This is a genomic window from Pseudomonas sp. LTJR-52 (assembly GCF_003691465.1).
In the GTDB taxonomy this organism is placed as follows: Bacteria; Pseudomonadota; Gammaproteobacteria; order Pseudomonadales; family Pseudomonadaceae; genus Chryseomonas; species Chryseomonas luteola.
On the sequence record NZ_CP033105.1, the window covers coordinates 102,801 to 120,555 of the forward strand.

At 55.6% G+C, this 17,755-nt stretch carries 17 protein-coding genes; 10 read left to right on the plus strand and 7 right to left on the minus strand.

The window, feature by feature from the left end:
* The first annotated feature begins 62 nt into the window (after positions 1–62).
* Entirely contained in the window at positions 63–404 is a 342-nt protein-coding gene (locus tag EAW52_RS00465; RefSeq protein ID WP_010796645.1) for a zinc ribbon domain-containing protein YjdM, read from the plus strand.
* A gap of 65 nt (positions 405–469) precedes the next feature.
* Here the strand turns inward: EAW52_RS00465 and EAW52_RS00470 are convergent, their stop codons facing one another.
* Positions 470–1,249, minus strand: a complete 780-nt coding sequence (locus EAW52_RS00470; protein WP_122041019.1) for a hypothetical protein — start codon at positions 1,247–1,249, stop codon at positions 470–472.
* Between the two features lie 565 nt (positions 1,250–1,814).
* Here EAW52_RS00470 and dctP point away from each other — a divergent pair.
* The 3 genes from dctP (at position 1,815) to dctM (ending at position 4,824) form a co-directional block, all read left to right on the plus strand.
* On the plus strand, positions 1,815–2,807 hold the full coding sequence (gene dctP / locus EAW52_RS00475) for a C4-dicarboxylate TRAP substrate-binding protein DctP (protein ID WP_122041020.1): 993 nt from the start codon (positions 1,815–1,817) through the stop codon (positions 2,805–2,807).
* A 107-nt stretch (positions 2,808–2,914) separates the two neighbouring features.
* Positions 2,915–3,544, plus strand: coding sequence for a TRAP transporter small permease (locus tag EAW52_RS00480; protein WP_010796642.1), 630 nt, complete (start codon positions 2,915–2,917; stop codon positions 3,542–3,544).
* Positions 3,541–4,824, plus strand: a complete 1,284-nt coding sequence (dctM, locus tag EAW52_RS00485) for a C4-dicarboxylate TRAP transporter large permease protein DctM (protein ID WP_122041021.1) — start codon at positions 3,541–3,543, stop codon at positions 4,822–4,824. The genes EAW52_RS00480 and dctM overlap by 4 nt, the downstream gene beginning before the upstream one ends.
* Positions 4,825–4,881: 57 nt before the next feature.
* On the opposite strand, the gene EAW52_RS00490 is transcribed toward dctM, so the two are convergent.
* The 3 genes from EAW52_RS00490 to EAW52_RS00500 form a co-directional block, all read right to left on the minus strand.
* The gene (locus EAW52_RS00490; RefSeq protein WP_122041022.1) at positions 4,882–5,583 is read right to left on the minus strand and encodes a cold shock and DUF1294 domain-containing protein; all 702 of its coding nucleotides are present in this window, start codon (positions 5,581–5,583) and stop codon (positions 4,882–4,884) included.
* Between the two features lie 167 nt (positions 5,584–5,750).
* Positions 5,751–6,338: an adenylyl-sulfate kinase gene (cysC, locus tag EAW52_RS00495; RefSeq protein ID WP_122041023.1), complete on the minus strand. Its 588-nt coding sequence runs from the start codon at positions 6,336–6,338 to the stop codon at positions 5,751–5,753.
* Positions 6,339–6,346: 8 nt separating this feature from the next.
* On the minus strand, positions 6,347–7,051 hold the full coding sequence (locus EAW52_RS00500; RefSeq protein ID WP_122041024.1) for a sulfotransferase family 2 domain-containing protein: 705 nt from the start codon (positions 7,049–7,051) through the stop codon (positions 6,347–6,349).
* A gap of 305 nt (positions 7,052–7,356) precedes the next feature.
* Between EAW52_RS00500 and EAW52_RS00505 the strand changes: the two genes are divergently transcribed.
* Complete coding sequence (locus tag EAW52_RS00505; protein ID WP_122041025.1) at positions 7,357–7,656, plus strand: hypothetical protein; 300 nt, start codon at positions 7,357–7,359, stop codon at positions 7,654–7,656.
* Positions 7,657–7,711: 55 nt separating this feature from the next.
* Here EAW52_RS00505 and EAW52_RS00510 read toward each other — a convergent pair whose 3' ends face one another.
* The gene (locus tag EAW52_RS00510; protein ID WP_122041026.1) at positions 7,712–8,962 is read right to left on the minus strand and encodes an acyltransferase; all 1,251 of its coding nucleotides are present in this window, start codon (positions 8,960–8,962) and stop codon (positions 7,712–7,714) included.
* Positions 8,963–9,188: 226 nt separating this feature from the next.
* Here EAW52_RS00510 and EAW52_RS00515 point away from each other — a divergent pair, with 226 nt between their 5' ends.
* From EAW52_RS00515 to EAW52_RS00525, 3 genes are all read left to right on the plus strand, one after another.
* Positions 9,189–9,665: a hypothetical protein gene (locus EAW52_RS00515; protein ID WP_162997554.1), complete on the plus strand. Its 477-nt coding sequence runs from the start codon at positions 9,189–9,191 to the stop codon at positions 9,663–9,665.
* Positions 9,666–9,882: 217 nt separating this feature from the next.
* Positions 9,883–10,692 (plus strand): NYN domain-containing protein, encoded by an 810-nt coding sequence (locus EAW52_RS00520; protein ID WP_122041028.1) that lies wholly within the window; start codon positions 9,883–9,885, stop codon positions 10,690–10,692.
* 161 nt (positions 10,693–10,853) lie between these two features.
* Positions 10,854–12,845, plus strand: a complete 1,992-nt coding sequence (locus EAW52_RS00525) for an ATP-binding protein (RefSeq protein ID WP_122041029.1) — start codon at positions 10,854–10,856, stop codon at positions 12,843–12,845.
* A 43-nt stretch (positions 12,846–12,888) separates the two neighbouring features.
* Here EAW52_RS00525 and EAW52_RS00530 read toward each other — a convergent pair whose 3' ends face one another.
* Together EAW52_RS00530 and EAW52_RS00535 are read right to left on the minus strand one after the other, a co-directional pair.
* Positions 12,889–14,385: a CoA-acylating methylmalonate-semialdehyde dehydrogenase gene (locus tag EAW52_RS00530; protein ID WP_122041030.1), complete on the minus strand. Its 1,497-nt coding sequence runs from the start codon at positions 14,383–14,385 to the stop codon at positions 12,889–12,891.
* Positions 14,386–14,446: 61 nt separating this feature from the next.
* Positions 14,447–15,790 (minus strand): aspartate aminotransferase family protein, encoded by a 1,344-nt coding sequence (locus tag EAW52_RS00535; protein ID WP_122041031.1) that lies wholly within the window; start codon positions 15,788–15,790, stop codon positions 14,447–14,449.
* A 134-nt stretch (positions 15,791–15,924) separates the two neighbouring features.
* Between EAW52_RS00535 and EAW52_RS00540 the strand changes: the two genes are divergently transcribed.
* The gene (locus EAW52_RS00540; RefSeq protein WP_122041032.1) at positions 15,925–16,848 is read left to right on the plus strand and encodes a LysR family transcriptional regulator; all 924 of its coding nucleotides are present in this window, start codon (positions 15,925–15,927) and stop codon (positions 16,846–16,848) included.
* 161 nt (positions 16,849–17,009) lie between these two features.
* Positions 17,010–17,753, plus strand: a complete 744-nt coding sequence (locus EAW52_RS00545; protein ID WP_122041033.1) for a gluconate 2-dehydrogenase subunit 3 family protein — start codon at positions 17,010–17,012, stop codon at positions 17,751–17,753.
* Positions 17,754–17,755 lie beyond the last annotated feature (2 nt).

Here is a 17,755-nt window from a genome sequence, read left to right on the forward strand (position 1 = left end):
CCAGCGGAAACCGCTAAAACCCTATATAATGTCAGGCCTTTATCGCCCACCAAGGAAGTCCAGTGAGCACATTGCCGCCCTGCCCTCAATGCAACTCCGAATTCACCTACGAAGACGGCACCCAGCTCGTTTGCCCAGAGTGCGGACACGAGTGGTCTGCCACCGAAACTGCGGAAGCCTCCGAGGGCGGCAAGGTCATCAAGGATTCAGTAGGCAATACGCTGCAGGACGGCGATACCGTTACGGTCATCAAGGATTTGAAAGTGAAAGGCTCATCCCTGGTCGTGAAGGTCGGCACCAAGGTCAAGAATATTCGTCTGGTTGAAGGCGATCACGATATCGACTGCAAGATCGACGGCATTGGCGCGATGAAGCTCAAGTCGGAATTCGTGAGAAAGGTCTGATGCCTCGCTGATCCTGCCGCCCTTGGTTAGCGTGCCCTGTGAATAGACAGGGCAGCCACGCTGCATTACTGAACCGGCAGGAAGTTCATGAATAGCAGGCTTTGTGCGTAGCTCACCCCCAAGCGCCGATAACGCTCGTCCAGCACCTCGCTGATAAGATCGAGCCGCGCCACAATCTTGCCAAACTCCACCGCAAAGCTCAGGTTGCGTCCATCCTTGGACAACTGATTGGCCAGCAGTAAACGCTTACCCTGCAAGTCCTTGCGTTGCCCCAGCATCCAGGTTGCCTTTTCGATATTGCGGGCAGCATTGTTGATGAACTCGGCGCTGATCGTATCGGTGATATAGAACTCCATCCGACCGCCGTGGGCAGTGATCAGCATGGTGCCAATGGCATAGATGAACGCACCGGCCCGGTCGCCCTGAAACTCGGGACTCAAGGCATAGCTGAGCGCCTGGATATCCCTCAGGCCATTGAGCGAAGGCAGGTCACGGTTCTGCTCGATAGCCGTCTGGATGAACTTTTCTGCCGCCTCGATCGTTGGCTGCCCCGTCTTGCGCCACTCGGCCGGATTGCGGCGGTACAGCTTATCCAGCAGTCGATAGAGGCTGTTGAGGTTGTCACGCATCGCCAGCGTGGCCATACGATCCACATTGGTCTGGAAGAACTCGCCGGCATCAGCCGAATCATCCTTGTTCATGATGTCGGAATGGCTGAGCTGCCCGCAGCCCCCCAACGTGAAGAGCAGGGAAACCACCAGCAGCATTGTGTAGCAAGGACGGTACAGCCGTACGCGTCGGATTAGCGCAGCGAGCGGAAAAAAACAGGGAAACACAGAGATCATCGGCTTTCGTCAATTACTGCCCGGACGCTTAGTCCCGCGCAAGGTAGGCCAGTTCAGCCGGACAGTAAAAACGATGCGCTCACCTGATGCTGTGCGATACCCCTAGGAAATAAAGATCGGCCCTTAAAAGTGCTGATTCGCAAATGCTGCGCTTAATCGACGCACGGTTTTCAACTCAAACAGTTAGCAAAAAATGCCAATTACGACACAACTGAGCAAAATATGTCGCAATTAGGCAGTCCAGCAGTGGCGAAAAACCGCCAACTAGCGACATTAGTGGCGGATTACCGCCAACGCTTAGCAAAAGCTCTGCCGCCTCGTTAAGAGGGCTAGACCGATGGTACCCAAGAGACTTCCAGGCGGTGCTCTAGAGCGCCTGTCTTGAAATCATTGTGACATGATATTGCATACCAGCGATCCCTACCGTTTCTCGGCATATTGCTTGCCCTATGATTTGTAGAGGCAAACTCTGCGTGTGCCGTCTAAGGTCGTTAATGATTAACGAATTCTGATATACATGCTGCCCTCACTGCCTCACCAATAATCACAAGAAAGGAACACAGGTATGTTCAAGATGACCCTCAAGGCGTTGGCCTGCGCCCTCGCGCTTGGCGCTGCTGGACTGGCCCACGCGGCAGATCCCATCGTAATCAAGTTCTCCCATGTCGTAGCCGAGCACACACCCAAAGGGCAAGGCGCCATTCTGTTCAAGAAGCTGGCGGAAGAGCGGCTGCCCGGCAAGGTAAAGGTCGAGGTCTATCCGAACTCGTCCCTGTTCGGCGACGGCAAGGAAATGGAAGCGCTGTTGCTGGGTGATGTGCAGATCATTGCGCCGTCACTGGCCAAGTTCGAGCATTACACCAAGCAGATACAGGTATTTGACCTGCCCTTCCTGTTCAATGACATGGCCGCCGTGGACCGCTTCCAGCAGAGCCCCGCGGGGCAGAATCTGCTCAAGTCCATGGAAGACAAGAACATCACCGGGCTGGGGTACTGGCATAACGGGCTGAAGCAGCTGTCTGCCAACAAGCCTTTACGCGAACCCAAGGATGCCCGTGGATTGAAGTTCCGTGTCCAGGCGTCTGCCGTGCTTGAAGAGCAGTTCAAGGCGGTGCGTGCCAACCCGCGCAAGATGAGCTTTGCCGAGGTGTATCAGGGCCTGCAGACCGGTGTGGTCAATGGTGCTGAAAACCCTTACTCCAACATCTACAGCCAGAAGATGTATGAAGTGCAGAAGTACATCACCGAGTCCAACCACGGTCTTCTGGACTACATGCTGATCACCAATACCAAGTTCTGGAATGGTCTGCCTGCCGATGTGCGCAGCGAGCTGGACAAGATCGTTGTGGAAGTCACGGCTGAAGTGAACAAGCAGGCTGATGCCCTGAACCAGGGCGACAAGCAGCGCATTCTGGATGCCAAGACCACCGAGATCATCACCCTGACGCCTGAAGAGCGGGCCAAGTGGCGCGATGCCATGAAGCCGGTTTGGCAGAAGTTCGAAGGCGAGATCGGTGCTGACTTGATCAAGGCCGCTGACGCGTCCAACCAGATCTAAGCACACCCCTGTAGCGCAGGCGAGCCCAGTGCCGCCTGCGCAGTGACGGATGGGCGGCCCTCGGCTGGCCCATCCCACGTCTGCCCTGCTTGGCGGGAGATCAATCGATGAGCGCCCTACGACGTATCTGGGACCACTTCGAGGAAGGTTTCATTGCCTTTCTCCTGGCGGCCATGACGCTTGTGACCTTCACCTACGTAATCCTCAATAACTTCTATACGCCTTTCTATACCCTGGGCGACTACCTGGGCGGCAACGAAACGGTGCTGGCCATTGGTGACAAAATCCTCGACATGGCGCAGTCCATGACCTGGAGCAGCGCCCTGACCAAAGCCCTGTTCGCCTGGCTGATCTTTTTCGGTCTGGCCTATGGCGTGCGCACGGCAGGCCATATTGGTGTCGACGCACTGGTCAAGCTGGCCAGCAAGCCGGTTCAGCGCATCATTGGCCTGATCGCCTGTCTGTGCTGCCTGGGTTATGCGGGCCTCATCGCCGTTGCCAGCTTCGATTGGGTCCAGACTCTGCTAGGCGCCAGCATTGGCGCAGAGGACCTGGGCCATTTCGGGATCAAACAATGGCATATCACCCTGATCGTGCCGTTCGGCTATGCCATGGTATTCATTCGCTTCCTGGAAATTCTGGTCAGGATCATACGCAACCAGCAGACCGGCCTTGGGCTGGCCGACGAGGCCGCCGATGCCTTGAAACTCAAAGAGCATGAGGGAGAGAAACCATGACCGTCATTTTTCTCTTCGTCGTGCTGTTTGCACTGATGTTTATCGGCGTTCCGATTGCCGTGTCGCTGGGTCTGGCCGGCTCGGTCACCATCATGCTGTTCAGCCCCGACTCGGTTCGTTCACTGGCGATCAAGCTGTTCGAGACGTCCGAGCATTACACCCTGCTGGCGATTCCGTTCTTCCTGCTGTCTGGCGCGTTCATGACAACGGGCGGTGTGGCAAAGCGGCTGATCGATTTCGCTAACGCCTGCGTAGGCCACATCCGCGGCGGTCTGGCCATCTCGGCCGTACTGGCGTGCATGCTGTTTGCGGCCTTGTCCGGCTCGTCTCCGGCCACGGTGGCGGCGGTAGGTTCCATTGCCATTGCCGGCATGGTCCGCTCCGGCTACCCACAGGCTTTTGGTGCGGGAATCGTTTGTAATGCGGGCACCCTGGGCATTCTGATTCCACCGTCCATTGTGATGGTGGTCTATGCGGCGGCTACCGAGCAGTCGGTGGGCAAACTGTTCATGGCCGGCGTGATCCCCGGTCTGCTGCTGGGCGTGGTGCTGATGGTGGCAATCTATATTGTCGCCCGAAAGATGAACCTGCCCGCCTTGCCTCGTGCGTCGCTGCGTGAGCTTCTTACCACGGCGCGCAAGGCGATCTGGGGCTTGCTGCTGATGGTGATCATCCTCGGCGGGATCTATTCGGGTATGTTCACCCCGACTGAGGCCGCGGCCGTCGCGGCGGTCTATGCCGGATTCGTGGCCCTGTTCGTGTACAAGGACATGACCTTCCGCGACTGCCCAAAGGTGCTGCTGGAGTCCGGCAAGCTAAGCATCATGCTGATGTTCATCATTGCCAACGCCATGTTGTTCGCCCATGTATTGACCACGGAACAGATTCCTCAGCAGATTACCGCCTGGGTGGTTGAAATGGGTTTGCAACCCTGGCAGTTCCTGCTGGTGGTCAATATCCTGCTGCTGGTTGCCGGTGCGTTCATGGAGCCGTCGGCCATCATCTTGATCCTGGCGCCGATCTTATTCCCCATCGCCATGCAGTTGGGGATAGATCCGATCCACTTGGGCATCATCATGGTCGTAAACATGGAGATCGGCCTGATCACGCCGCCGGTAGGGCTGAACCTGTTCGTAACATCCGCCGTGACAGGCATGCCGCTGGCCAACGTCATCCGCGCGGCCATGCCGTGGCTGATGCTGCTGATCAGCTTCCTTCTGATCATCACCTACATCCCGGCGATCTCGCTGGCGTTGCCTAACTGGCTGGGCATGAGCTGATCGCTTACTGTGCCTATCCTTGCAGCCCGGCTTTTATGCCGGGCTGTTTCATTTCGTTTAAAAGAACAGAGGCACGCGGTCAAACAGATGCAAGCGGTGGAAAAATAGCTCATCTGCCCACAACGCCTCATGCAGCAGCACGATGATCCAGAAGACAGCCTGATAGCTCACCTTGCGGGTCTTGTGGCGAAAGACCTGTTGCGCCACAAGACCACCCGGCCAACCGCCGGCCAACTCAAGTATGTGCAGGGTTTTCTCAGGGATACGCCGCTGCGCCTTCAGTGCGCTCTGCTTGTCATGCCAATAGAACAGGAAGGCCACCAGGCTTGCGCTGCCATACAGGGCCAGCGGGAAGAGGCTGTATCGTGTAGACAGAACATGCAAACTTCCCCAAACAGGCAACACGCAAAGTACCGCAAAGAGGACGAGCTTGACCGGCAGGTCCTGAATACCGTCATGGCGCTGTTGACGCGGACGTGGTGCCTGGGCAGACCGGGAAGCCGTTCTGGCAGGCGTGGATCGTTGACGGATGGACGGTTTGTCCAGCGTCATGCCTGCATTCAGACGAATATGCTCCGCCCGCAGACGCCCTTTGCCGTCAGGCCCCGCGACATACAGGACCTTTTCACCGGCTACCGGCCGCCGATCACCCCGTACCGCTGAAATATGAGCGAAGACCTCATCCCCGCCCTGCTCCGGCCGGATGAACCCAAAGCCCTTTTCGTCATTCCAGCTCTTCAACGTCCCGCGCTGTTCCATCGTCCGCTCTGCCTGGAAAAAGCAGGCATGCTACCGGAACGACAGAAGTCAGTAACAGGGCGGACAGTGGATGGGTATTGCGTGCCCTACCCATCCGCTTACCTCTAAGTACTTCGGAAACGCATCCTCCGCTCAACCCTTTCAGCTGTCTCACTTACCAGTTCAGCTCAGACCTCCGGCATCAGCAATCCGATCAATGCCTGCGTTGCCTCGGGAATAGGCAGGCGCGCTGTGTCGATTTCGCAATCAGCATCATAAGGTGGCTCGTAGGGACTATCGAACCCGGTAAAATTGTGGATTCTTCCCTCCCGCGCGGCGCGGTACAGCCCCTTGGGATCACGCCGTGCACACTCCTCAAATGATGTGCTGACGTACACGCAACGAAATTGGCCCGGCTCGAACAAGGCCCGCGCGGCATCACGATCGGCCTGGAACGGTGAAATCGCCGAGACGATTACCACCAACCCTGCCTCCACCATTAGTTTCGCCACCTCGGCTATCCGCCGGATATTTTCGCTCCGCTCCGCCGCCGACATCCCCAGGTCACGGCATAGCCCATTGCGCAGGTTATCGCCGTCCAGCACGTAGGCATGCAGCCCGCGCTGGTGCAGTGCCAGATCAAGACTGTTCGCCAGGGTAGACTTGCCCGCACCGGAAAGCCCGGTCAGCCACAGGCAATAAGGCTTTTGCCCCAACGCCTGTGCACGCGCCGAGGCGGGCAGGGTCAGATCATAAGGCCGGATACAGCTTCCCATCGGTGTCCTCACGCATAACCTAATAATTCGAAATCACGTGCATACACCCGGCGAATCAGCCGCCGTGTGCGCGCCGTACAAAAGGCATGCGCAGGCCCCGCCTCCCGCTGCCGCGACGGATTGATATGTGGCAGCGTCGCCGACAGGTCCAAGATATCCGTCAGTCGAGCGAAATCTTCCTCAAGCGACTCCTGGCGCCCAATGAAATCCATTGCCAGCCGCCCCAGGGAATCTGTCAGAAAGTCGGTCTGCGGCGCGAAGTGAATCTGCCGCCGGATGTTGTCCTCATGCAGCCACTGTGCGACGAACGTATTGAAATTGTCATAGCGCGACATCAACCGCCATGCAGAAAGATCGCGCGCGATGGGCTCATTTCCCCTTAAAAAGGCAAATGCCGAATACGCCCGCTCCAGCGGATGGCGCACAAAGGTAAATTTGAAACTCTGCTCGAAGGCCTCGGGAAACTGCTGCTCATACCAATACAGCGGCAGATGCCCCGGTCGCCAGCCATCGAACAAGGCCTTGCACAGGCTGCTTCCAGCGCACTTGGGCACATGGATGAACAGGCAGCCTCGGTCGGCAAATGGTTTGGGAAAGACTACCTTCCCCGACATTACCTTGTTCACCACCTGCCGATCGATCACCGAAAGGCGGCCCAATAGAAAGCTTCGCTGAGCCTTGGGAATAAGCTTCCATAGATACCGCTGCAACATACCTGTTTGTACCGCCTGAATTCTGCGCCAAGCCACCCGCAGATACGCATGGCTGATAAGGCTAAAAGGCTAGCAGAGGCCCTCGCCATTTAAGGTTTCGAGTAGGTAAAAGCCATGTAAAGGCGCTGATACAGAAGCGATCTGCCTCACGCGGCTACTTTTGTTCTGAATAGACGTACAAACCGCTCTACAACGGGTTTTCGGCCATTTCGCCTGCTATGCGGCTGTGTATCGCCTGGGTAAAGTCGGCATGACAGCCGGGAGGGCTGTGCTTAGATAGCTCAACAACACGACAAGGACCGGGTATGAAACAAGCACCCCTTCTTTCTGCAGCTGCACTGGCGTTGGGCCTGTTTGGCAGCGTTGCGCTGGCCGATCAGGAGCCGCCGCCCCGCGGCCAGTATGACCGTATGCCGCCGCCCGCGGCGTTTGAAGTTTGCGAAGGTAAGCCTGTCGGCGCGCCAGTCATGCTTACTCTGCCTGACGGCAAGGCACTCAAAGGCGTCTGCAAGGACTTCCAAGGCCGGCTCGCCGCCATGCCTGAGCATATGCCACCGCCACCCAAAGACGGCGCCCCGCCCGGCTCTCCGCCAGACGCGCGGTAGCCTCTATAAAAAACCGCCTCTGAAGGCGGTTTTTTATAGCTAATCCAGAGTGCGTTTAAGCGCCCCGACCTTTCCTGTACTTCTGAGGCAGGTGCGCCTCCAGCCAACGGCGCAGGGGGCCGATCAGAAAACGTTGAATCAACAGCCCCAGGCCAATGACTACGATCAGGTGAGGGATAAGGCTCCACAGGGGAATGGTGACCACATCGCTCAACACATCGCTGACGGCATCACTGATCGCGTCACTGGCCGCTTCCTGCGCCTGGGTAAAGAAGGCCAACAGATGCCGCGTCCACGGGTCGATCAGGCTGATCATGGGTGTGTGGATGGCAAAGATGCACAGCGATGCCTCACCCAGCCGCCGGGCCAGTTGTTGCAGGGAGGCGCTTTCCGGTGCGCGGAAGGTAGCGCAGGCCAGTAGTAGCAAACCCTGAAAAGGCGTCAGTAGACCATTGTGAACCAGATAGAACCAGCGGCGCCCGTCCTGCTGCAAGAGCCATGCCCCGATGAAAAGGCCACTCAAGCCAACGGCAATCAGGCAGTACCGGTAGCGCTCTGCCAGTTGGGCCAGAGAAGGCTCCTGCAAGGCGCGATAAAGAATGATGCCAATCAGAAACTCTGGCAGGCGGATTACCGGGTTGCGATGGATAACGCCTACGGTCACATAGTCATAGGCATGCAGCCAGGTCGCCAACAAAGGCACCAGCAGGTAAGCGCCCCATAACGCGAACCCTACCAGTATCCAGCGGCGCGCCGCCATCAGGCGTGGTGCGAGCAAGGGGAACAGGATATAGAAGAACAGCAGCGCAGAAATGGACCAGGTCGCACCATTGAGCCAGAGAAAGCGTGGCTCCCAAGACTGAAGCAGCAGAATCTGCATCAGGATGTGAATACCCGCCATGAGCCAGGAGATGGGCAGCAATTCCTCCAGCCCCTCGCCATCCTCCAGCGACGCGTAGGGATGCTGGTTGTAATACACGGGCACACCGTCTGCCGAGGGGGCATTCATCGCCAGTACACCCAGCGCGATGGCCAACGTCATCAGGTGGATGGGATAGAGATTGCACAATCGCCGGGCGATAAAACCGGCCTGGCTGCCCTTCATTTTGCCCTGATCATCCAGGCAGACATGCGCCAGCAGAAAGCCGGACAACAGGAAGAAAGTGCTAGTCGCGTAAAAGCCCATGCCGACGAGCTTTTGAAAAAGCCACGGTGCGTCACCGTACAGGCCGCCCAGGTGGTAGACCACCATGTAAAGGGCCATCAGAAAACGAAGCCATTCAAGGCCGTAGTAATGCTTGGTCATAGTGAAGGCGAAACGATCAAAGCAGTCATCGAACCGTCATTATGCCAACATTGGACGCCGGCTCGTTGCAGGATGTGTTAGCGTGCTGAAACACCTTGGCCATGCATCGACCGCCTTCGCGCCTGAAACATCAATTTCCGCAATGGTCGTTATCTCTGCGCTTCATTTCTAGCATCAAGCGATTGATTCGATAATGAACGTATCGAATCTTCTTGCTGAGGCAACCATGAACACGCTTATCCAACACGGTAAGGCAGCCTTGCTGATCGCGCCCCTGTTACTGGCGGGCTGTGCAATCAGTGCCCCGTTTAACGCAGCCCCCGAAAGCAACACAGTTCAGGCACCGGCTAGAACCCAGGGCGGATCGCTGACCGTCAATCGCATCGAGCCCGCTGCCGGGCAATACGTCCTGAGCCTCGCGACAACAGCGCAGCACCCCTCCTACTCGGATTGCAGCACTGCGCTGATCACTTCCGGCACGGACCAGTTCCAGGCCGATGTCGTGCAACACCAGCAGTACACCAAGTCGGACTACAACGTCACGTACGACGTGACGCTGAGCAACGCTCAGATGCAGCATCTGGCAGGTAATGACACCTTGAACGTTCAGCTCTGCAATGTTCAGTATTCGGTGTCACACGCGCAGATCAATGACCTGCAAGCTAAGTTTCTGGCCGTGACCAAACTGAGTCCTCAGGCCTGAACATATCCACCGTTGCCGAGCGTTAACGGAAAAACAAAACCGCCCTTAGAGGCGGTTTTTTGTAGCAGCGGAAAGGGTTATGGCTTTGCCTCTCAGAAGAGGCTGCTAGACGCCCGCAAGCCTCTGTGGGGACTAGCTGGAAATCCGACAAACGAGACGTAGCGCACATTTTAAATTAGGCGTATGTTAGCGAAATCCTGCTCTCACGGATCGAGCCATGCCAAGCAAAGGAAGTGCGTCGCCTCAACAGAAACACCTCGCTGTCCTCATCGATGCCGATAACGCCCCGGCGGCTATCGTCGAAGGGCTGTTCGAAGAGATCGCCAAATACGGCGTTGCCAGCGTGCGGCGCATCTATGGTGACTGGACCGGCCCGCAGCTGGGCAAATGGAAACAGGTCCTGCTCGACCACTCTATCCAGCCCATGCAGCAGTTCGCCTATACCAAGGGCAAGAACTCGACTGACAGCTCCCTCATCATCGACGCCATGGACCTGCTCTACACGCGGCGCTTCGATGGTTTCTGCCTCGTCTCCAGCGACAGCGACTTCACCCGTCTGGCCATGCGCCTGCGTGAAGAAGGCCTGACGGTTTACGGTTTTGGCGAGGAAAAGACGCCCAAGCCCTTCGTTGCCGCCTGCGACAAATTCATCTACACCGAAATCCTGCGCGCCGACGCCGAGCCTGCCCCCGAGTCCACCCCGTCCGACAAGGCGGGTGCGCCAGGGCAGCCCGCAGGCGAAGAACCCAAACCCGCCGCCAAGCCCAAACCACAAAAGGTACCGGTAGACTTTATCGCCAAAGTGATCGACGACCTTTCCGACGAAGACGGCTGGGCCAGCCTGGGCGTCCTTGGCCAAAACATCACCAAACTCCGCCCCGCCTTTGACCCCCGCCTGTATGGCTTCAAGAAACTTAGCGAACTGCTCAAGGCCCAGCAACGGCGTTTCGAGGTGCAGGAAGATGGGACTAGTAGCCGTCGGACGTTGTATGTGCGGAATCGCCAGGGGAAAAAAGGCGAGAAATAGGCAGTAGCGCTTGCTTTTTTGATGGGTATTGCACGCTCAACCCATCAAAAGGCACTGTGCTATAGATTAGCGTTGGGCGAAGCGATACCCAAAATTATAAAATTGAAGGTAAGCTAACAGATAAATAGAATCTACAGAACCTTTAAGGCACGGAATAAAAAATGAGCCATGTAAATATAAAACGACTTGTTGAAAATATAAAATCCAACACAACTATATTTACTCCCATCATTGAAGCTATAGTTAATTCTATTCAAGCTATTGAGCAGAAAGGGGCAGGAAAAGGCATTATTGAAATTTTAGTCTACCGCTCACCCCAAATTGAACAAGATAATGACACCTCGGCGATAGAGGACATAGTTATCATTGACAATGGAGTTGGCTTCAACCAGAAGAACAGAGATTCCTTTGATACCTTATACAGCGACCATAAAATTAAAATAGGCGGGAAAGGATTTGGTAGATTCACATGCTTAAAATACTTTGAAAATCTACATATTGATAGCATTTTCCTTGATGAGGGTACCTATAAAAGAAGGTCATTTTCAATGGGGAAGCAGCATGAAATTATTGTTAAAGAAAATATAGAAAAAACTCAAGAAAAAGATTCAAAGACAGAATTAAGACTAGCTCAATGCAAAAGCAAAAACATTCCTAAAAAACTCTCCACAATAGCTAGAAGCTTAGTAGAAAAACTACTTCCTTACTTCATTACCAAAGACTACGAATGCCCTCAAATAATTTTATCCGAAGCTGATAGAAGCGAAAAGATAATTTTAAACTCTTATATCAAAAAATCCGAAAGCGTTATACTGGAAATACCTTTGCCGACAGAATGTTTTTCAATAAATAGCAAGGATGAAACCTTCGATTTTCAGGTAAGATCTTTCAAGATATACTCACCAAAAAACCAAAAAAGCAAGATAAGCCTAGTTGCTCATAAACGAGAAGTCACCGAGACACCTATCCATAATTTTATCCCAGAGTTTATTGATGAGTTTTATGATATTGCTCCAAATAATGACGGAGGCCGTAATTACATAATTAAGACTTATGTTTTTGGAAAGTATCTTGATGATAACGTTTCTCTTGAAAGGGGAAGCTTCGAATTTCAGAAAGAGGAAGACTTCTTATATGGAGTAAGCCAAACCGCGATAGAAAAGAAAGCTGCGGAAATCACAGAGAAAGCCATAAATATAGAAATAGCCTCTCGACAAGAAAAGAAAAGATTATTAATAGTTAACTATATTGATACTCAAGCACCATGGCACAAAAGTCTAATAGAGGATCTAGATCTTCATAAATTTCCTTACAACCCAACAAATGAAGAAATTGAAGCCATACTCCAAAGAGAAAAATACGAACTAGAAATCGATATTAAGAAACAATTAAAAAAGGTACTGAAGGATAACAATCATAAAAATATACAAGAAACAGTAGTCAACCTCGTAACAAAAATAGCTACATCCAGCAAAAACGACTTGATCCACTATATTGCATTAAGAAAAACTTTCTTGGATTTATTCAAAAAAACCATGGAAGTTAACAATACTGGAAGTTATGAATCAGAGGAGTCTATACACAGGATTATCTTTCCAACCAAATCTGACAGTGATCACACATCTTACAAAGATCACAACCTATGGATAATTGACGAGAGGTTGAACTTTACTAACTTTCTTTCCTCCGACCTACCATTGAGTAAATCAACGTCAGATAGGCCTGACTTATTAATTTACAATCAAAGGATCGCATTTCGTAGCGAGAACGAGACAAGCAACCCAGTTACCGTTTTTGAATTTAAGCGTCCTGGAAGAGATGATTTTGTAAATACCTCAGCTAAAGAAGATCCTGTTCAACAAATAATAAGATACGTCAACAATATACGCTCTGGAAAATTCAAAACTCCTGAAGGAAGAAATATATCCATTAGCAGCAACACTCCTTTTTATGGTTATGTAATTTGCGACATAACAGAAAAAGTAGAATACTGGCTTACTTTTGAGAAGAACTTCAAGCCTATGCCAGACCGGCTTGGCTGGTTTCAGTGGCTGGATAACTTAAATTTATATGTTGAAGTTTTGAGCTGGGATAAAATTCTTAAAGATGCAACCATGCGAAACAAAATATTTTTTCATACTCTAGGACTTTGATTAAAGACCTGCCTTTACACAGGCCTTTAATCAGTTAATAAACTCACCCACCACTCGGAAACGCAAACTGCGCCGCTTCGTGGCTGGCGCGTTGCGGCCAGCGTTGGGTGATGGTTTTGCGGCGGGTGTAGAAGCGTACGCCGTCCGGGCCGTAGGCGGCGAGGTCGCCAAAGATGGAGCGCTTCCAGCCGCCAAAACTGTGGTAGGCCACCGGAACGGGTAGCGGGACGTTAATGCCGACCATGCCCACTTCGATCTCATCGCTGAAGAGCCGTGCGGACTCGCCGTCGCGGGTAAAGATGCAGGTGCCGTTTCCGTATTCATGGGCGTTGATCAGCGCGATGGCGTCTTCCAGGCTGTTGACGCGCACCACGCACAGCACCGGGCCAAAGATCTCTTCTTTATAGATACGCATCTCCGGCGTGACATAGTCGAACAGGCAGCCGCCGAGGAAGAAGCCGTTGCTGTGGTCGGCAACCTTGAGGTTGCGACCGTCGACGACCAGCTTGGCACCCGCCGCTTCGCCGTCTTGCACATAGCCGGTGACTTTTTCCAGCGCGGCCTTGGTGACCAGTGGGCCCATATCGAGGCCCTTGCAGGTGCCGGGGCCAACCTTGAGGCTCTGGATTTGTGGCGTCAGGCGCTCGATCAGCGCATCGGCAATCTGGTCGCCCACACACACTGCTACGGAGATGGCCATGCAGCGCTCGCCGCAGGAGCCGTAGGCAGCGCCCATCAGTGCGCTGACGGCGTTGTCCAGGTCGGCATCAGGCATCAGTACCGCATGGTTCTTCGCACCGCCCAGGGCCTGGACGCGCTTGCCGCGGGCCGCGCCTTCCTTATAGATGTATTCGGCAATCGGGGTGGAGCCGACAAAGCTCAGCGCCTTGACCTCAGGTGCCTGGATCAGCGCATCCACGGCGTCCTTGTCGCCATGTACCACGTTGAGCACACCCTTGGGCAGGCCAGCTTCATATAGGAGTTCGGCAATTAGCAGCGTGGAGCTGGGGTCGCGCTCGGAGGGTTTGAGGATAAAGCAGTTGCCGCAGGCAATCGCCAGCGGGTACATCCACAGCGGCACCATGGCCGGGAAGTTGAACGGCGTGATACCGGCAACCACGCCCAGCGGCTGGAAGTCGGACCAGCTGTCAATGGTGGGACCGGCGTTGCGGCTGTACTCGCCTTTGAGCAGTTCGGGCGCGGCGGTGGCGTACTCGACGTTCTCGATACCGCGCTTGAGTTCACCGGAGGCGTCTTCCAGCGTCTTGCCGTGCTCTTCGCTGATCAACTGCACGATGCGCTGCTCGTTCTGCTCCAAGAGTTGCTTGAAGCGGAACAGGACCTGGGCGCGCTTGGCCGGTGGGGTGTTGCGCCACGCGGGGAAAGCCGCCTTGGCAGCGTCGATGGCCTTTTGCACGGTGTCGCGGCTGGCCAACGGCACCTGATGAATGACTTCGCCAGTCGAAGGGTTGTAGACATCTGCCGTGCGGCCGTTGTCGGCAAAGGCTTCGCCATTGATGAGGTGGTTCAAGGTGGTCATATGGATTCCTTGTAAAGGCGGCGCGTCGGGTAGCCATAGCGCGCCGCTGTACGAAAAATAATCAGGCCGTGGCGTTGAGGGCTTCGCCCACGGCGTCGAACAGGCGGTCCAGTTCTTCCGGCGTGCTGATAAAGGGCGGGCCGAATTGCAGGGTATCGCCGCCGAAGCGGACATAGAAACCGGCTTTCCACAGTTTCAGAGAGGCCTCGTAGGGGCGGACGATCGCATCGCCATCACGCGGGGCGAGCTGGATCGCACCGGCCAAGCCGTAGTTACGGATATCGACGATGTGCTTGGCACCGCGCACACCATGGATACGCTGCTCAAAATGCGGGGCCAGTTCGGCTACACGCTGAATAAGGTTGTCCCGCTCCAGAATTTCCAGTGCAGCCAGACCTGCCGCACAGGCCACTGGGTGCGCCGAGTAGGTGTAGCCGTGGCCAAACTCGACGGCGTAATCCGGCGTGCCCTGGTTCATGAAGGTGTCGTGAATTTCGGTGGTCGCCACCACCGCGCCCATGGGTATCACGCCGTTGGTGATCTGCTTGGCGAGGTTCATGATGTCGGGCGTGACGCCAAAGCTGTCCGCACCAAACATGGAACCGGTGCGGCCAAAGCCGGTAATGACTTCGTCAAAGATCAACAGGATGTTGTGCTGGGTGCAGATCTCGCGCAGGCGTTGCAGATAGCCTTCCGGAGGGACAATCACTCCAGCCGAGCCGGACATAGGCTCGACGATGACCGCCGCGATGTTGGAGGCATCGTGCAGCTCGATCAGTTTGAGCATTTCGTTCGCCAGCTCGACGCCGGTCTTGGGCATGCCCTTGGTGAACTCGTTGCCCGGCAGCAGGGTATGCGGCAGGTGGTCCGCATCCATCAACTGGCCGTACATCTTGCGGTTGGCGCCGATGCCGCCCAGGCTGGTGCCGGCAATGTTCACGCCGTGGTAGCCACGGGCACGGCCGATCATCTTGGTCTTGGTGGCCTGCCCTTTCAGACGCCAGTAGGCGCGGGCCATTTTTACCGCCGTGTCGGCGCATTCGGAGCCTGAGTTGACAAAGAACACGTGGTTCAGGTCGCCCGGCGTCAGGCTGGCAATCTTCTCGGCCAGCTTGAAGGACAGCGGATGACCGTACTGAAAGCCCGGTGAGTAATCGAGTTGCAGCGCCTGCTTACCTACCGCCTCGGCAATTTCCTTGCGACCATGCCCCGCACCCACACACCACAAGGCAGACAGGCTGTCGTACAGCTTGCGGCCCTGATCGTCGGTCAGATACGCACCCTCGGCCGCCACCAGAATGCGCGGGTCCTTCTTGAACGCGCGGTTGGCGGTATAGGGCATCCAGTGGTGGGTCAGGTCGAGTTCGCTGGCAAGTGGTGGCGATACGGTCAGGGGCTGGTTCATGCAGGGCCTCGGGGTACAAGACATGAGCTGGACGGGGCAATAGGAATCGTCCCGACGAAAGTCTCAGCTTGAGCCTGAACTTGGATGAGTTAAAGCGTATTCTTCTTACGTTTACTCAAGAAAAAACTCACCTAATGAGCGCACCTCGCAAAGCCCCGCTTGGCCAAGTCAGCGATTTCGATATCCGCCTCCTGCGTCTGTTCAAGACGGTGGCGGAGTGCGGCAGCTTTGCAGCGGCAGAAAGCGCTCTGGGTATCACCCGCTCGGCCATCAGCCTGCACATGGGCGATCTGGAAAAGCGGCTGGGGATGCGCTTGTGCCAGCGCGGCCGCGCCGGGTTTGCACTCACGGATGAAGGCCGGGAAGTGCTGCGAGCCAGCCAGAGCCTGCTGGCCGCCTTGGAAGGTTTTCGCAGTGAAGTGAATGCCCTGCACCAGCAACTGCGGGGCGAGCTGAACATCGGCATCATCAACAACCTCGTCACCTTGCCACAAATGCGTGTGACCCATGCGTTGCGCAAACTGAAGGCATTGGGGCCGGGTGTGCGGGTAAACATTGGCATGATGACGCCGGGCGAAATCGAACGTGGGGTGCTGGACGGACGGCTGCATATTGGCGTGGTCCCGCTGATCAACCCGCTGTCCGGCCTGGAATACACAGCGCTCTATGAAGAACGCTCGCAGCTGTATTGCGGCCATGAGCATCCTCTGTTCCACCGGCCCGATGAAGAGATCCCGGATGAGGCGCTACGCATGGCCGATGCTGTGGCGCCGAACTATCGATTGACGGCCGAGGCGTTGGAGCGACACCAGACGCTCAACTGTACGGCCACCGCGTCAGACCGCGAAGGGATCGCCTTTCTACTGCATACCGGCAGCTATATCGGGTATCTGCCAGATCATTACGCCGCCAGCTGGGTGATACAGGGCGTCCTGCGGCCGCTCAAGCCGGAGCGTTTCTTCTATTCCATTCCGCTCTGTGCCGCGATGCGCAAGGGCCGCCGCCCCAACCTGATCCTCCAGCGATTTCTGGAAGCGCTTGAGCATACCCAGGCCTGAAGGAGCATCCAGCTTTATCCATACGTTTTAAAGGGTCATCAGGAACCTGCCTGCGCCGCGCCGGTCGATGGTGAGGCAATCTGTCGCAGATCTGCACAAATTGTTACACTTAAATGCTTAGCTTACTAACATTTAAAGCCTGATGGCTGATGGGAACCCTCATGTCCGCTGATGATACGTCTAACGCCCGCCGCGACTTTCTACGTAAGTCTCTAACCCTGATCCCCGTGGTGACACTTGCCACTACAGGCGGCGCCAGCCTGGCTCTGGCCGAGACGAAGGAGCGACAGCGTGACGAGGACAAGCCGGGCCAGAGCGCCCGCGCAGACGCCTGTCAGCCTACCTTTTTCACGCCGGAAGAATGGACGTTTATCCATGCCGCCGTCGCCCGGCTGATTCCCGCTGATGATCGTGGCCCTGGTGCGGTGGAGGCCGGTGTACCGGAGTACATCGACCGGCAGATGAACACGCCTTACGCCCAAGGGGCGAAATGGTACATGCAGGGCCCTTTCCAACCCGATGCACCTTCGGAGATGGGGTACCAGCTCAAGCTCAATCCGCAACAGGTTTTCCGCCTGGGCATCAAGGCTGCGGATGACTGGTCGCGCCAGCAACACGGCAAGCCGTTTGCCGAGCTGGATACCGGCACCCAGGACGCCGTACTTCGTCAGTTCGAAGCCGGTGAGGCCGAGTTCGACCCGCTTCCTGCCAAGACCTTTTTTGCCGCCCTGTTGCAAAGCACCAAAGAAGGCTTTTTCTGCGATCCAATCCATGGCGGCAACAAGGACATGGTGGGCTGGAAGCTGGTGGGCTTTCCCGGCGCCCGTGCCGACTTCATGGATTGGGTGGAGCGCGACGTGGCGTACCCCTTCCCGCCGGTTTCCATCCGCGGCGAGAGGGCTTGATC

What these genes read in the sequence shown, in the direction of transcription:
- EAW52_RS00530 (WP_122041030.1), bottom strand. Translation starts at nt 14,385, where the DNA reads ATGACCACCTTGAACCACCTCATCAATGGCGAAGCCTTTGCCGACAAC.
- EAW52_RS00490 (WP_122041022.1), bottom strand. Translation starts at nt 5,583, where the DNA reads ATGGAACAGCGCGGGACGTTGAAGAGCTGGAATGACGAAAAGGGCTTT.
- EAW52_RS00545 (WP_122041033.1), top strand. Translation starts at nt 17,010, where the DNA reads ATGTCCGCTGATGATACGTCTAACGCCCGCCGCGACTTTCTACGTAAG.
- EAW52_RS00505 (WP_122041025.1), top strand. Translation starts at nt 7,357, where the DNA reads ATGAAACAAGCACCCCTTCTTTCTGCAGCTGCACTGGCGTTGGGCCTG.
- EAW52_RS00515 (WP_162997554.1), top strand. Translation starts at nt 9,189, where the DNA reads ATGAACACGCTTATCCAACACGGTAAGGCAGCCTTGCTGATCGCGCCC.
- EAW52_RS00500 (WP_122041024.1), bottom strand. Translation starts at nt 7,051, where the DNA reads ATGTTGCAGCGGTATCTATGGAAGCTTATTCCCAAGGCTCAGCGAAGC.
- EAW52_RS00535 (WP_122041031.1), bottom strand. Translation starts at nt 15,790, where the DNA reads ATGAACCAGCCCCTGACCGTATCGCCACCACTTGCCAGCGAACTCGAC.
- EAW52_RS00470 (WP_122041019.1), bottom strand. Translation starts at nt 1,249, where the DNA reads ATGATCTCTGTGTTTCCCTGTTTTTTTCCGCTCGCTGCGCTAATCCGA.
- EAW52_RS00520 (WP_122041028.1), top strand. Translation starts at nt 9,883, where the DNA reads ATGCCAAGCAAAGGAAGTGCGTCGCCTCAACAGAAACACCTCGCTGTC.
- EAW52_RS00540 (WP_122041032.1), top strand. Translation starts at nt 15,925, where the DNA reads ATGAGCGCACCTCGCAAAGCCCCGCTTGGCCAAGTCAGCGATTTCGAT.
- EAW52_RS00480 (WP_010796642.1), top strand. Translation starts at nt 2,915, where the DNA reads ATGAGCGCCCTACGACGTATCTGGGACCACTTCGAGGAAGGTTTCATT.
- cysC (WP_122041023.1), bottom strand. Translation starts at nt 6,338, where the DNA reads ATGGGAAGCTGTATCCGGCCTTATGATCTGACCCTGCCCGCCTCGGCG.
- dctM (WP_122041021.1), top strand. Translation starts at nt 3,541, where the DNA reads ATGACCGTCATTTTTCTCTTCGTCGTGCTGTTTGCACTGATGTTTATC.
- EAW52_RS00510 (WP_122041026.1), bottom strand. Translation starts at nt 8,962, where the DNA reads ATGACCAAGCATTACTACGGCCTTGAATGGCTTCGTTTTCTGATGGCC.
- dctP (WP_122041020.1), top strand. Translation starts at nt 1,815, where the DNA reads ATGTTCAAGATGACCCTCAAGGCGTTGGCCTGCGCCCTCGCGCTTGGC.
- EAW52_RS00525 (WP_122041029.1), top strand. Translation starts at nt 10,854, where the DNA reads ATGAGCCATGTAAATATAAAACGACTTGTTGAAAATATAAAATCCAAC.